Source organism: Pseudonocardia sp. C8 (assembly GCF_014267175.1).
In the GTDB taxonomy this organism is placed as follows: Bacteria; Actinomycetota; Actinomycetes; order Mycobacteriales; family Pseudonocardiaceae; genus Pseudonocardia.
The window spans coordinates 2,409,063-2,423,119 of the sequence record NZ_JACMTR010000002.1 but is presented as its reverse complement, the minus strand read 5'-3'; the positions used below and the strand labels follow the sequence as shown (position 1 = coordinate 2,423,119).

Here is a 14,057-nt window from a genome sequence, read left to right as displayed (position 1 = left end):
TCCCGCGACGACCGGTGGACGAGGCGCGGACGCCCCGGTCACACCTCGCCCGGCGGAGCCGAGGCCTCGCCGTGCACCTCGGGCTTCCTGCCGGTCGTCCCGTGGTTCATCCCGACCACACCGAACCCGAGCGAGTTGGTGCCGGTCACCGTGCCCAGCCGTGCCCCGACGGAGGTCAGTCCGCCGTCGATGCAGAGCGCCTCGCCGGTGATGAACCCGGTCTCCTCCGATGCGAAGAACAGGATGGCCTGCGCGAGATGCTCGGGCCGCCCCACCTCGGGCCACGGCTGTGCCGTGGCGAACATCGACTCCGGCCGCGAGCCACTGGTCGGGTTGAGCGGAGTCTCGATCAGCCCCGGGTTGACGGTATTGACACTGATCCGGTGCGGTGCGAGCTCGGCGGCGAAGACCCGTCCCATGTGCACGACCGCCGCCTTCGCCGCCGAGTACGCCTGGGGGCCGGCGTCGCCCACCATGCCCGCGGCGGACCCGACGTTCACGATGGACCCGCCGCCCCCCTGCCGAATCAGGATCCGCGCGGTGTGCTTGATGCCGAGGAACACCCCTCGGGTCAGCACCGCGAACGTGGCGTCCCAGTCCTCGACGCGCAGGTCGACGACCGGCCCGAACGCTCCGCCGACGCCGGCGTTGTTGACGATGCCGTCGAGGCCGCCGAAGCCCCCTGCGAAGGACTCGACGGCGTCCTGCATCTCCGGCTCGGCGGAGACGTCGGCGCGACTGGTCACCAGCCTGCCCTCGGCAGTGGCCTCGGCGCGCTCCTCGGCGAGGGCGGCCAGCGCGTGCTCGTTCAGGTCGATGACACCGACGGACCACCCTCGGTCGATCATCGCCAGCACTGTGGCACGGCCGATGCCACTGGCGCCTCCGGTCACGACGAATCTGCGCATGCGCTCACCCCTCGGGCTGGTTCCGCCGCCGGGACCGGCCGGCATCACCGTGGTCGGACAACTCAAACTAGTATAATAAATTGACCGATGTCGTGACCAGGCGCCATTGCCACGGCCGACACGAGGACCGATCGATCGGAGATCTCATGACAGCTCGGCTCAGCCACGTGGCCATACCGGTGCCGCATCTGGAGACAGGTGTGCCTCCTACGCCGCACTGGTCGGAACCACCACTGTGCGCGTCATGACGATCCCCGAGCTCGGCGTGCGCAACTCCTTCATCACCGCGGGCGACAGGGTCTATTTCGAACTGATCGAGACCGTCGACGGCGGTCCTCTCCACGTGCTCGGCGAGACACTGGGACACGGACAACAGATGCTGGCCATGGAGTGCGACGACCTCACGACGACGATCACCGCGATGCGCGCCGCGGGCTGGGACGTCGCCGACCTGCAGCCCACCGCGACATTGGGTTCCCGCGCGGCTGGGTCCGCCGCTCGGTTCGCGGCGACTGCCCGCTCGAGCTCTGCCCGGCCGGCGCCGTCGGGGACCTGGTCGCCGCCTCCGAGGTCATCCCGGTCGCCGAGCTCACCGGCACGCGGTGACGAGTCCGCTCGGACGGCGCGCCCCGGCGCGAGCGCGTCCGTCTCAGCCGCGCGGTCGCCCTCGACCCGACGGCGACCGGATCCGTTCCGGGCTCTCGGTCACTCCTCATCCGGACGGACCGAGACCTTGGCGTGCATCTCGGTCCGTCGGCCGGACGTCCCGACCACACCGAACTGAGCGGGTTCGTGCCGGTGAGCGTGCCCGGCCGCGCCCCGGCCGACGTCGGTCCACAATTCAGCTGACGCGCCGTCGCACGGCGCAGCATCACCGCTGCCGATCTCGAGCTCGGCGACCAGCCACGGCCGCAGCTCCCGCTTGAGGATCTTCGCATTGGCGTTGCGGGGCAGCGGCTCGTCGCGAACCATGTAGTGCCGGGGGCGCTTGTACGAGGCGAGCTGGTCGCAGCACAGCGCTTCGACGGCGTCCCGGCTGAAGTCTGCGGACGCAGGCACGATTACCGCCGACCCGGTCGGGTCGGTCGACACCGGGACGGCCAGGTCGAGTGCGCTCGACAGGCCGCGGTCAGCGGCGTGCTCGCGCGTGCCGCGGAACGGACGCCCACGACCTGGCCGGACGCGAACCGTTTCCGTCCCGCTCGATGGACGCTCGATCTCTTCCGCCCGGCCCGCGCGGCGCTCGCGAGCACCACGGCAACAGTGATCCGCTGCGGACGACGGCTGCGGCTGGTCGACGCCATGTTCGTCCGGGACGACGACGTCATTGCCCGGGCGTCGGCGTTGTTGCTGGCCGTCGACGGCGCCCCGGCCCCCGGTCAGGTGTGGAGTCCTCGGCACACGGTCCTGCCGCCGGTACCCGATCTTCGGCCGGCGACCGCCGAGCCGCGGCTGTACTACAGCTCGGACGTCGGCTGGACCGACGATCCGGGCCCGCACCAGAACGCGGCGAGGAAGATTGTCTGGCAGCTGCCCGAACCGCTCGTCGAGGATGAGGCCCCCACGCCGTTCCAGCAGCTCGCGACGGCCGCCGACACCTCGAACCTGGTGGTGAACTGGGGAAGCGAGGGGCTGCACTTCATCAACGCCGACCTCACGCTCGGGGATCACGCGGCTACCCGAGCCCGGCAGCGGGATCGGGCTGATCGCCGAGGAACGCACCGAGACCGACGGTATCGCCGTGGGGCGGACGAACCTCGTCGATCAGCGAGGAGTCCTCGGAACGGTCCAGATGGTGGCTCTCGTCGACAGCGCCGCCGCCATCGACCCTCGCACGATCGGACGGCGACGCGTCGCCACCCTGCGAAAGCGGCGGCGCCTGCTGGGGAGCAGGCGCCGCCCCGCCATCGGGGCCGTCAGCCGGCGAGGTGCTTGCCGAAGAAGTCGGTCAGCTTGGCCACCGCCGGGGTCACGTGCTCGTCGCGGTCGTACAGCGAGACGTGGGTGGCACCGTCGATCTCGAACAGTTCCTTCGGCTCGGCCGCCTTCTCGACCGCTTCCCGGCTGAAGTATGCGGTGTCCGCATCAGACCCGACGATCATCAGCAGCGGCCGCGGAGCGATCAGATCGATCATCGCGTACGGATCGAACTGCGCGATCTGGTCGATGCTGCGCAGCGGCCACTCGTTGGTCGACCGTTCGTGTCCGCCCCGAGGGGTCCGGTAGTAGTCCTGCGCCTCCCGGTACAGCGTCGGCGCCTCCTCCAACCCCTCCGGGCCCTCCGGAGCCCAGTTCAGGACGGCCGGGGCCGCACCGCCGGCCTCCGCGGTCCGCAGCGCACCGGCCTGTTCGAGCAGGCCCTGCAGCACCTCGGGCCCCTGCGTCCGGCCGAGGCCCTCCACGAGCAGGCTGCGAATGTCCACGGCGCTGACCGTGGCGACCGCTTTCATCCGGTGATCGGTCTGCGCGGCAAACGGCACGTAGCCACCGGAGGCGCAGATACCGAGCGCTCCGATCCGCTCGGGGTCGACGTCGTCACGGGTGGTGAGGTAGGTGACCGCCGCGCGCACGTCCTCGGAACGCTGGAAGGGATTCTCCAGCCCGCGTGGCGCACCTTCGCTCTCGCCCTGGTACGCGGCGTCGAACACCAGCGCGGCGTATCCGGCCTCGGCCAGCCGCCGCGCGTAGATGCTCGCGGTCTGCTCCTTCACGCCGCCACCCGGGTGGGAGACCACAATCGCGGGCATCCGGCCGGGCACCGCCTCGTCGGGGGTGAAGAGGATCCCTGCCAGAGCGAGACCCGCGCTGGGGAAGGTCACGTCCGTCGTCTGCATGTCCGTCGTTCTCCTGTCGCATCGATCCGGGGTCCACCCCGCTCCGACGTCCACTCTCCGCCCCCCGGCTGACGGACGGCAGGGACACTTCCCTCCCCCTCTCTCTCGACTCCACGTAGGGCAGAGCGTTGCGCAGCTTTCGAGCACCTGCTAGAAAACTCACACCGAACGCGATGCCTCGCAGACGCTCACCCGGTGTGGTGGTCGATCTTCGGTCCGGCGGGACCGCTGGTGGTGACGCCGGCAGCCGGGTGGCGGTCGCCGCCGCGCCCAGGTCACGGTATCGATGACGAAGGAATCGCTCATGAAGAGAACCCTTGCTGCGGTGGTCGACCAGGGCGGTGCCGAATTCGCGCTGCGGGAACTCAACGTTGCCGATCCCGGGCTGAACGAGGTCCAGATCCGATTCGTGGCGTCCGGGTTGTGTCACTCGGACTTCCACATGATCGACGGTGTCAAGGACGGGAGGACACCGGTGCTCGGTGGTCGCAAACCGATCGTCGTGGGCCACGAGGGCGCCGGCGTCATCGAGGCCGTCGGGCCAGGGGTCACCCGTCTCGCACCCGGCGACCACGTCGTGTGCAGTTTCATGCCGGCATGCGGTGCGTGCCGGTATTGCGCGACCGGCCGTACCAGCCTCTGTGACTGGGGCGCGAACTCGATGGACGGGACGTTCCCGGACGGGAAGTTCCGGTACACCGACGACGACGGTCGTGGATACGGCAGCATCGCGATGCTCGGCACTTTCTCCCGGTACGCGACGGTGCAGCAGCAGTCGGTGATCAAGATCGACGACTGGCTGCCGCTGGAGTCCGCGGTCCTGGTCGGCTGCGGGGTGCCCACCGGATGGGGCACGGCGACGTCGGCCGGTGCGGTCCATGTCGGGGACACCGTGGTCGTCTACGGGGTCGGCGGGATCGGGATCAACGCGGTACAGGGCGCCGCGCACGCCGGCGCGAAGTACGTCGTCGTCGTGGACCCGGTCGAGTTCAAGCGGGAGACCGCGCTGAAGCTGGGCGCCACCCACGCGTTCACCGACCCGGTGGAGGCTGCCGAGAAGGTCAACGAGATCACCTGGGGCCAGGGCGCGGACCAGGCCCTGGTCACCGTCGGCGTCGTTCGCGAGAAGGTCGTCCAGGACGCGTTCGACGTGGTCGGCAAGGGCGGCACGGTCGTGGTGACCGGTCTCGGCGCCCCCGAGGACCTGACGATCCACGTATCGGGCGCAGTCATGACGAAGTACGAGAAAACCATCAAGGGCTCGATGTTCGGCACCCTCAACCCGCACTACGACATCGTCAAACTGCTCCGGCTCTACGACGCAGGAATCCTCAAGCTCGACGAGCTGCGAACCAGGACCTACCGCCTCGAAGACGTCAACGAGGGCTACCAGGACATGATCGACGGCAAGATCATTCGCGGAGTGATCCTCCACGACTAGGGCGTCAGCGCACACCATCCGGAACGGACGGTCGCAGTCCGAGTCGGCTCGTCGCCGACGGGCGCCCCGACCAGGGTCGAAGATCAGTCCGCAATCACCTGAAAGAGGAGTGCAATGTCTTTCAAGAACCGCCGCGTCGTCACCGGAATCAACAACGAAGAGAAGTCCTGCGTCATCTCCGACTCCCCGGTGGAGCAGGTGCCCGGAGCTGACGGAGACCCGGTCGTTCTGTGGCGGACCGATGACTTCCCGGTGGACAACAGCCGCAACGACGAGCGAGCCGAGCCGTTCACGACCGACGCGTTCAACGCCTCCAGCTTCCTGCTCATGTTCACCGCTGTTCCGGGCCAGCCCTCCGCCTGGCACGCCACGGACAGCATCGACTACGTGATCGTGATCAAGGGCGAGGTCACGCTCGAGCTCGAGACCGGCCCGGTCTCGCTGAGCGAGGGCGACATCGTGATCGATCGCGGTGTCGTGCACAGCTGGCGGGCCACCGGCGACGAGCCCGCCGTGATGTTCTGCGCGGTGACCAGGGCGAAGCCGGTCGGCCGCGGGGCGTTCTTCGGAGGTAACTTCGACATGTACACCGAGCAGAAGTCTTCCTGACCCGGCGCCTTCCTCGCCCGACAGGTCGAGACACGACCGACGTCGACCTCCACGACAGCGACGAGGACGTCACCCCGCCGCTCCGCTTCGTCACGCGGAACCGCATCACGTCCTGATCGATGCAGGACGGTCACGGCGGTCACCGGACGGCCCTCGGTGTCGGTGGCAGCATGGTGATGCGCTGCGGCCCGGGCAGCCGACGCGGGCAGGCGTCGCCGCCCGCCCGGGAGCCGGTACCGAGAACGCGCCCCCGGCCGTCAGCCGGGATCCGCTATGCGTCGAAGTTGATGTTGATGGTCTTCAGCTCGGTGAACGCCTCGATGGACTCCCAGCCACCTTCGCGACCGACACCCGACCGCTTCACCCCACCCATCGGCGCGTTCGGGACGCTCGCGTAGCCGTTGATCCCGATGGAGCCGCTCCGGATCGCACGCGCGACCCGGAACGCACGCGTGACGTCGGTGGAGAACACGCACCCCGCCAGACCGTACTCGCTGTCGTTCGCGATGCGGATCGCCTCCTCCTCGGTGTCGAACGGGATGACGCAGAGGACCGGGCCGAAGATCTCCTCACGCACGACGCGCATGTCGGCCGTCACGTCGGTGAACAGGGCCGGGTTGACCCAGTTGCCGTCCGCGAGGTCACCGCCGGGAGCGTCGCCGCCGAACGCGAGCGTCGCACCCTCCGCGACGCCGCTCTCGATGTAGTCGAGGACGCGTCGCTGCTGCCGGCGGGAGATCAACGGCGCGGACGTCGTGGCGGGATCGAAGGGGTCCCCGAACCGCATCTGCTTGACCTGGTTGGTGGCATGATGGACGAACTCGTCCACGATCGACCGGTGCACGACCGCGCGGCTCGGGGTCGAGCAGATCTGCCCGGACAGGAAGGTGGAGCACAGCCCCATCAGCGTCGACGCCGTCCGCTCCACGCTCCGCGTGTCCGGGAAGACCAGCGCGGCGCTCTTGCCACCGAGCTCCAGGGACAGCCGCTTCATGTTCGAGCCGCTCGCAGCCACGATCGACTCCCCCACCGCGCTGCTGCCGGTGAACGTCACCTTGTCCACACCAGGATGTGTCGCGAGCGCAGCGCCCGCCTCGCCGGCCCCGGTGACGAGGTTGAACACACCGGGCGGGAGGTCACTGTCGGCGATGATCTCCGCCAGCCTCGTGACGGCCAGGTTGGTGTACTCCGACGGTTTCACGACGACCGTGCAACCGCACGCCAGCGCCGCACCGACCTTCGTCGCGAACGTCAGCATCGGCCCGTTGAACGGCAGGATCACACCTACCACGCCGACCGGCTCCCGGTACGACATGTAGTGCATGTTCGAGGCGCTCGTGAACTGCGGGTAGGTCTCGCCGTTGATCTTGTCGGCCCAGCCGGCGTAGTGGTCGAAGACATTGGCCGCCGCCCGGCCGGACACCCGTGAGCCGCGACCGAACGAGATGGGGATCCCGTTGTCGAGCGTCTGCAGCTCCGCCAGCTCGTCCTCGAGCTCGAAGATGCGCTCGATGAACTGCTGCAGGACGCGCTTCCGGTCCTGCGCCGGCATCCGCGGCCACGGGCCGTCGTCGAACGCGGAGCGAGCAGCGCCCACCGCAGCATCCACGCCTCGGGCGCCGGCCTCCACAATGCTCGCCACGGCGGTGTTGTCGGACGGGTGCAGCTGGTCGAACCTCGGTCCGTCCCAGTCGACCCACTCACCACCGATGAAGAGCCGGCCGGCCTCGACCCGCAGCGCCTCTCTGGCCTCCCGCACGCTCGTCGGCATCCGCTACCTCCAAGTATTAAATATTTTACTTAATCTACCGTTGGATGGCGAGCTCGAGCAACCTTGGAGCGGCCACCCTGCGCCCTGGAGCGCCAGTCCGCCAGGGCCCGGTACTCGTGGCGGCACGCTCAGCTTCCGCGAACCGGCAGGTCCGCGAACGCGGCGGGCGGCTCCCGCCAGGGATCGGCGAGGCACCCGGCTCGGGCGTCCTGGACGGCCCGCCACACCCGCTCCGGGGTGCACGGCAGGTCGATGTGCCGTACACCGAGGTGGCCCAACGCATCCACCACCGCGTTCTGCACGGCGGGCGTGGAGCCGATCGTCGCCGACTCGCCGATCCCCTTGGCACCCAGCGGGTTGAGTGGCGTCGGGGTCTCGGTCGTCGCGGTGTCGAACCCGAACAGGTCCGCGGCGCTCGGTATCCGGTAGTCGGCCAGGGTCGAGGTGACCGGTTGCCCCTCCTCGTCGTAGCGGACCTCCTCCCACAACGCCTGGGCGATGCCCTGGGCGAGTCCGCCGTGCTGCTGCCCCTCGACCAGCAGCGGGTTCAGGACGCGGCCGCAGTCGTCGACGGCGACGTGCTGCAGCGGGGTGACCCGGCCCGTGTCGGTGTCCACCTCGACGACCGCCACGTGGGCACCGAACGGGTAGGTGGAGCCGTCCTGGGTCACGTCGATGCCCGCGACGAGCTCCTCCCCCGCCTCGGCCGCCGTGGCGGCGACCTGCAACCAGGTCACCGTCGCCGACGGCACCCCGGACACACCGAACGCACCGTCCGCGGTGAGCTCGATGTCGTCGACGGCCGCCTCGAGAATCGTCGCCGCATGCCGGCGGGCCTGCTCCAGCACGGCGTGCGCCGCCCCCGACACGGCACTACCACCGAGCTGCAGGGAGCGTGACCCGCCCGTACCGCCACCGCGGGGAACGGCCGCGGTGTCCGACTGCACGAAGCTGATCCGGTCCAGCGGGATGCCTAGTGTGTCCGAGACGATCATGCCGAACGACGTGGCGTGCCCCTGCCCGTGAGCGGAGGTCCCGGCCGAGACCGTCGCCGATCCGTCCGGGTGCACATGCACCGAGCCGTACTCGGAGGGCGCTCCGACCGCGGTGATCTCCACGTAGACCGCGACGCCGACACCGAGCTGCACGGTGTCGCCGTTCTCCCGCCGGGTGCGCTGTTCCGCGCGGAGCCGGTCGTAGCCGGCCAGGCGCAACGCCTCCCGGAGCGGCTTGTCGTAGTCGCCGCTGTCGTAGATCGCCCCGGTCGGGGTCGTGTGCGGGAACACCGTCGGAGCGAGCAGGTTGCGGCGACGGAGCTCGACCGGGTCGATCCCGAGCTCGACGGCGGCCATGTCCATGATCCGTTCCAGGTGGGCGGCCGCCTCGGGCCGCCCGGCACCGCGGAACGCACCCGTCGGGGTCGTGTTGGTCACCGCGGCCGCGGCGTCGTAGGCGACCACCGGGATGTCGTAGACCCCGGATGCCATCAGGTACGTGAGATGGATCGGCAGCGCACCGCCGAATCCGGCGTAGGCGCCGGCGTCGCCGACGACCCGGGCCCGCAGCCCGGTGATCCGCCCGGACCTGGTCAACCCGAGCTCGTAGTACGCGACCTGGCCGCGGCCGTGGGGCATCGACACCATGTTCTCCGACCGCGTCTGCACCCAGGCGACCGGACAGCCCAGCGCGCGTGCCGCGCCGATCACGACCGTGTGCTCGGCGAGCAGCCCGGCCTTCGCGCCGAACCCGCCGCCGACGTGCGGCGCGATCAGACGGACCCGCTCTCGCTCGAGTCCGAGTACCTCGCACAGCTGGTCGCGGACGCCGTGCGGCTGCTGGGTGGCGAGGTGTACCACCAGCTCGTGGGCCTCGTCACCGGACGGGTCGGCGACGATCGCGTCCCCCTCCATCGGCACGACGGCGAGCCGCTGGTTCACCATCCGGGCGCGGACGACGACGTCGGCACCCGCGAGCGGGTCCGGCCCGTCGGCGGCGCGGAGACCGGCAGCGAGGTTCGAACCGTGCTCCGGGAACTGCGGCTCGGAGTCGGGCTCCAGGGCCTGCTCCGGGTCCACGACGACCCGAAGCGGGTCGTAGTCGACCTCCACCAGCTCGGCGGCGTCCACCGCCGCGGCCCGCGACTCGGCGACGACCACCGCCACCGCCTCGCCGGCGAACCGGACCCGGTCGACCGCCAGCGGCGGTCGGGCCATCGCCGGGTTCAGCACCATGAAGCGGTGGAAGTGGTGGGCGGGAAGGTCGAGATCCGCAGCCGTGAACACCGCCACCACGCCCGGCATCGACACCGCCGCAGCGGTGTCGATGCCGAGCACCTGGCCGTGGGCCAGCGGGGAGCGGACGAACACGGCGTGGAGCAGGCCGTCGACGGCCAGGTTGCCGACGAACGTCGACGCCCCGGTGATCAGCTCCAGGTCCTCGACCCGCCGCACGCGGGTCCCGAGGATCGACCCGCGGGCCGTCTCAGCCATCGCGGCGCTTCGCGCGGAGCGCCTCGGTCGCGGCGACGTCGACCTGCAGCCCCTCCGGATCGTTGTGCGGGTCCCCGGTGATCACGACGCCGAACTCCCGCTCCGCGCCCTCGATCGTCACGTACTCGTCGCGGACGTCGCGCTTGACCCGCTCGGGATCGCGCGCGAACGGGTCACCCCACCCGCCGCCGCCGTTGGTGAGGTAGCGCCAGGTCGAACCGGCCGCGGAGTTCCAGACGGCCTCGCGCGCGTAGTAGAAGTACTCCCCCTGCGGATCGGGGGCCTTGGTCTCCGGGTCCAGCGTTCCCGCGACCGCCGTGGCGGCGGCGTAGTCCTGCTCACCGACCCCGATGAAGGTGTCGGCGCCGGTGGTGGGCGCGCCGTCCCGACCGAAGATCCAGACTCCGCCCAGGGCGCCGTCCCGGCCGCCGTCGACCCCGACCCCGGCCGCGTGCCGGAACCGCAGCGGGATCGCCTGGTGCTGCCCGGGACCGGTGTAGAGGACGTCCTTGGCGACGGAGGCCCCGCCCCGGTTCAGTCCGGGCCCGGCGGTGTCCGGGACGAACTCCCGACGCATGATCCGCAACGGGAAGTCTGCCTCCAGCGACTCCGACGATGGCGACATCAGGTTGAACACGTAACTGCAGGAGAACCCGTCGCCGTCACCGGCGCTGGAACCGCCGCGCGGCCCGTGCTCGCCGCCCGCGAGCGCGGCGCAGAACCACGGCGTGCCGTCCGGGTGCACACCGCTGGCGTTGTGCACGTAGGCGGCCCCGAAGTCCCCACCCAGCGCCGCCTCGCCGAGCACCGACCCGAGTGCCTTGAACAGCACGGTGTTGATGAGCGCGGACACCTCGTAGTAGCAGAACACCGCGCCGTCCGGCGGAAGCGCGCTGACCATGGAGCCGGGAGGGAGGACCAGGTCGACGCCGCGGAACGTGCCGGAGGTGAACTCGCTCTCCGGGGAGAGCAGCATCTTCAGTGCAACCCCGACGGCGGTCTTGGCGTCGAGTGCCCCGGCGTTGATGCAGGTGCGCGCCTGCCGCGAGGAGCCGCTGAAGTCGACCTCCACCTTCTCCCCTCGCTTCTTGAGGGTCAGGGTGACGGTGTACTCCTCGCTGGCGTCGACCCCGTCGGCGTCCAGCGAACCGCTGCCGCTCCAGTCGCCGTCGGGCAGCGCGGCGAACGCGCGGCGCATGCTCTCGGCCGAGGCGTCGCAGCTGTACCGCAGGCTGCCGAGGTAGGCCTCGATCCCGTACCGGGAGATGATCTCCTGGATCAGCTGCTCGCCGAGGGTGCAGCAGCCCTGCATCGTGTGGAAGTCGGGGAGCATCATCTCCGCCATCCGCACGTTGTCGAAGATCAGTGAGAACGTCTCGCGGACCGGCTTCCCGGCCCGGTAGAGCAGCCGCGGGCTGATCGACAGGCCGTCCTCGTAGATGTTGTGCTTCGAGGCCGAGAACCCGCCGGGCGCGACACCGCCGACGTCGAGCTGGTGGGCCCGCAGCGCGATGAAGCTCGCGATCCGGCCCTCGTGGAACACCGGCCGGATGAAGCAGACGTCGTTGTAGTGGTTGCCCATCCGGTAGACGTCGTTGCAGACCAGCAGGTCACCGGGCTGCAGGTTCTCCGGCCCGTACTCCTCGACCGCGACCTTGACCCCGGCAGACATGGTGCCGAGGAAGATCGACAGGCCGTTGGTCACCGCGCTCATCGCGTAGTCCTGCTCCGGCGGTCCGCACACGCAGGCCGCGAAGTCGTAGCAGAGCGCGATGATCGGCGAGAAGGCCCGGTGCAGCAGCCCGGTGGTCACGTGCTGGGCGGCGTAGCGAAGCCGGTTGGACAGCACCGATGCGGTGAACCGGTCGCAGTCGTAGCGCTCGGCGAAGACGTCGTCGGGCAGGTCACGCAGCAGCGGCTCGGGTGCGATCGTGGTCATGCGTCGGCTCCTTCGGCGGCGCGGGTGATGACGAGTTCGCCGACCGTGCCGACCCGCGCGACCAGACCCGGCGGGACGAACGTGGTCGACATGGCTTCCCGGACGACGGCCGGGCCCTCGATGACGTCACCGAGCATCAGGGCGTCGCGCTCGTACTCGGCGGCGGGCAGATCGTGGTCCTCGAGGTGCCGCACCGTGATCGAGCCGGACGGGCGCAGCGGCTGGTCCGCCGGCCGCTGCACCGGACGCGGGTAGTCGACCTTGGCGGTCGGCACGACGGCGGTGAGCCGGTAGGTGACGCCCTGCACCGGCATGGCCTCGAACCGGTTGCCCGAGCGCTGCTCGTAGGCGTCGTGGAAGTTCGTGATCATCGTCTGGACGGCTTCCGGCGTGATCGTCCCGCCCGGCACGTCGACGAACGGCGTCTCCCAGACCTGCCCCATGAGCTGGCCGTCGAACGTCCGCGTGAAGGTCACCCGGTCGGCGTCGGCACCGAGCGAGCGGCGCATCGACTCCTCCATCTCGGCGTAGATCGCGTCGATGTCACCGGCGGAGTCCGGCGTGAGGACGGAGTAGGAGGTACGGCTGTCGGCGTGCACCTGGTCGGCGCTCACCAGCCCCAGCGCGGAGAACAGGCCCGGGTGCGGCGGGACGATCACGCTCTTGACGTGCAGCTGCTCGAGCAGGGCCGGGAGCATCATCGGGCCCGCCGCACCGTAGGCGACCAGCGCGTGGTCGCGCGGGTCGACGCCGTTCTTGACGAGCACGTCGACGATGCCCTCGGCGACGTTGTTGAGCGCCATCCGGTAGGCGAACCGGACCCGCTCGCTCAGGCTCGTCTGCGTCTCCAGCTTGTCGAACGCCGCCCGTGCCAGGTCGACGTCGAGCCGCGCCCGCCCGGCGGCGAACCGGTCGGGGTCGAGCACGCCCAGCATGAGGAACGTGTCGGTGGTCGTCGGCACCTCGCCGCCGCGGCCGTAGCAGGCCGGGCCGGGGTCGGCGCCGGCGCTCTCCGGCCCGACCTTCACCTCACCGGTCGGGGTGATGCTGACGATGCTGCCGCCGCCGGCCCCGACGCTGACGATCTCGTTCGACAGCGTGTTCACGATCAGGTCGTGCTCGAGCTCGAACGTCGTGCTGACGAACGGCTTGCCCCCCGTGACGATGCTGATGTCGGTCGAGGTGCCCCCGATGTCGGCGCAGAGCAGGTTCGGCTCGTCGATCAGCGTTCCCAGGTGCGCGCACGCCACCGTGCCGGCGGCCGGTCCGGAGAACACGATCCGCGACGGCCGCTGCATCGCGACGTCGACCGGCGCCAGCATGGCCGCGCAGTCGGCGAAGTTCAGGTCACCGGTGAACCCGAGCCCCTCAAGGCCGGACGCCAGCTCCCGGGTGTACGGCCCGTAGATCCGCTTCATCAGCACGTCGACGACCGTCGTCGAGGCCCGCGGGTACTCGCGCGCCAGCGGCGAGACCTCGCTGGAGACCGAGACCGCCACGTCGCCGAGCTCCTCGGCCACCAGCTCGCGCAGCCGCCGTTCGTGTCGGCCGTCCACGTAGGAGTTCATCAGGCAGATCGCGACCCCGTCGACCGCGCACCGGGCCAGGACCCGCAGCTCCTTGCGAGCCTGGGCCTCGTCGAGCTCGATGACCGTCGAGCCGTCGGCGCCGATCCGCTCCCGGATGCCCCGGCGCAGGTAGCGCGGCACGACCGGCGCGGTGACGTCACCGAAGCTGCGGTGCCAGCGGGGATCGGTGTTGGCCTCCGGCGGGCGCCAGGCGCGGGCCATGTCCAGCATGTCCCGGTGCCCCTCGGTGGTCAGGAACGCGACCTTCGGCACCCGCCGCGTGATGATCGCGTTGAGGCCGTGGGTGCTGGCGTGGTTGAACACCGCGGCGTCCGCGACGCCGACCTCCTCGGCTCCTGCCAGCACCCCCTTGTACGTCTCGACGACGTCGGTCGCGACCTTCACGGTCTCGATCCGTCCGTCGGTGATGGACACGATGTCGGTGAAGGTGCCGCCGACATCGACTCCGATCATGGCGTTCTCGTCTGCCACTGGTCT

9 protein-coding genes and 1 pseudogene are annotated in these 14,057 nt (G+C 70.2%); 4 read left to right on the top strand and 6 right to left on the bottom strand.

Going from position 1 to position 14,057, the window contains the following annotated elements; all coding sequences use genetic code 11:
• Positions 1–38: 38 nt before the first annotated feature.
• Positions 39–908, bottom strand: coding sequence for an SDR family NAD(P)-dependent oxidoreductase (locus H7X46_RS11955; protein WP_255426126.1), 870 nt, complete (start codon positions 906–908; stop codon positions 39–41).
• A gap of 244 nt (positions 909–1,152) precedes the next feature.
• Between H7X46_RS11955 and H7X46_RS30625 the strand changes: the two genes are divergently transcribed.
• A complete protein-coding gene (locus tag H7X46_RS30625) occupies positions 1,153–1,692 on the top strand; it encodes a hypothetical protein (protein WP_370588718.1) in 540 nt (179 codons plus the stop codon).
• 191 nt (positions 1,693–1,883) lie between these two features.
• Positions 1,884–2,195 (top strand): annotated as a pseudogene (locus H7X46_RS30620) (hypothetical protein); the annotation flags it as partial.
• Positions 2,196–2,824: 629 nt separating this feature from the next.
• On the opposite strand, the gene H7X46_RS11940 reads toward H7X46_RS30620, so the two are convergent.
• Entirely contained in the window at positions 2,825–3,796 is a 972-nt protein-coding gene (locus H7X46_RS11940; protein ID WP_370588717.1) for an alpha/beta hydrolase, read from the bottom strand.
• Between the two features lie 250 nt (positions 3,797–4,046).
• On the opposite strand from H7X46_RS11940, the gene H7X46_RS11935 reads away from it, so the two are divergent.
• The gene (locus tag H7X46_RS11935) at positions 4,047–5,183 is read left to right on the top strand and encodes an NDMA-dependent alcohol dehydrogenase (protein WP_186359473.1); all 1,137 of its coding nucleotides are present in this window, start codon (positions 4,047–4,049) and stop codon (positions 5,181–5,183) included.
• Between the two features lie 114 nt (positions 5,184–5,297).
• A complete protein-coding gene (locus H7X46_RS11930) occupies positions 5,298–5,792 on the top strand; it encodes a cupin domain-containing protein (RefSeq protein ID WP_186359472.1) in 495 nt (164 codons plus the stop codon).
• 271 nt (positions 5,793–6,063) lie between these two features.
• On the opposite strand, the gene H7X46_RS11925 is transcribed toward H7X46_RS11930, so the two are convergent.
• The 4 genes from H7X46_RS11925 to H7X46_RS11910 form a co-directional block, all read right to left on the bottom strand.
• Positions 6,064–7,563: an aldehyde dehydrogenase gene (locus H7X46_RS11925; RefSeq protein WP_186359471.1), complete on the bottom strand. Its 1,500-nt coding sequence runs from the start codon at positions 7,561–7,563 to the stop codon at positions 6,064–6,066.
• A 128-nt stretch (positions 7,564–7,691) separates the two neighbouring features.
• On the bottom strand, positions 7,692–10,052 hold the full coding sequence (locus H7X46_RS11920; protein ID WP_186359470.1) for a xanthine dehydrogenase family protein molybdopterin-binding subunit: 2,361 nt from the start codon (positions 10,050–10,052) through the stop codon (positions 7,692–7,694).
• Complete coding sequence (locus H7X46_RS11915) at positions 10,045–11,991, bottom strand: hydantoinase B/oxoprolinase family protein (protein WP_186359469.1); 1,947 nt, start codon at positions 11,989–11,991, stop codon at positions 10,045–10,047. Before H7X46_RS11915 ends, H7X46_RS11920 begins: the two co-directional genes overlap by 8 nt.
• Positions 11,988–14,051, bottom strand: a complete 2,064-nt coding sequence (locus tag H7X46_RS11910; RefSeq protein ID WP_370588716.1) for a hydantoinase/oxoprolinase family protein — start codon at positions 14,049–14,051, stop codon at positions 11,988–11,990. The genes H7X46_RS11915 and H7X46_RS11910 overlap by 4 nt, the downstream gene beginning before the upstream one ends.
• Positions 14,052–14,057: the final 6 nt, after the last annotated feature.

Coding starts and splice junctions, on each gene's coding strand:
- H7X46_RS11955 (WP_255426126.1), bottom strand. CDS start 908: ATGCGCAGATTCGTCGTGACCGGAGGCGCCAGTGGCATCGGCCGTGCC.
- H7X46_RS30625 (WP_370588718.1), top strand. CDS start 1,153: ATGACGATCCCCGAGCTCGGCGTGCGCAACTCCTTCATCACCGCGGGC.
- H7X46_RS11935 (WP_186359473.1), top strand. CDS start 4,047: ATGAAGAGAACCCTTGCTGCGGTGGTCGACCAGGGCGGTGCCGAATTC.
- H7X46_RS11930 (WP_186359472.1), top strand. CDS start 5,298: ATGTCTTTCAAGAACCGCCGCGTCGTCACCGGAATCAACAACGAAGAG.
- H7X46_RS11925 (WP_186359471.1), bottom strand. CDS start 7,563: ATGCCGACGAGCGTGCGGGAGGCCAGAGAGGCGCTGCGGGTCGAGGCC.
- H7X46_RS11920 (WP_186359470.1), bottom strand. CDS start 10,052: ATGGCTGAGACGGCCCGCGGGTCGATCCTCGGGACCCGCGTGCGGCGG.
- H7X46_RS11915 (WP_186359469.1), bottom strand. CDS start 11,991: ATGACCACGATCGCACCCGAGCCGCTGCTGCGTGACCTGCCCGACGAC.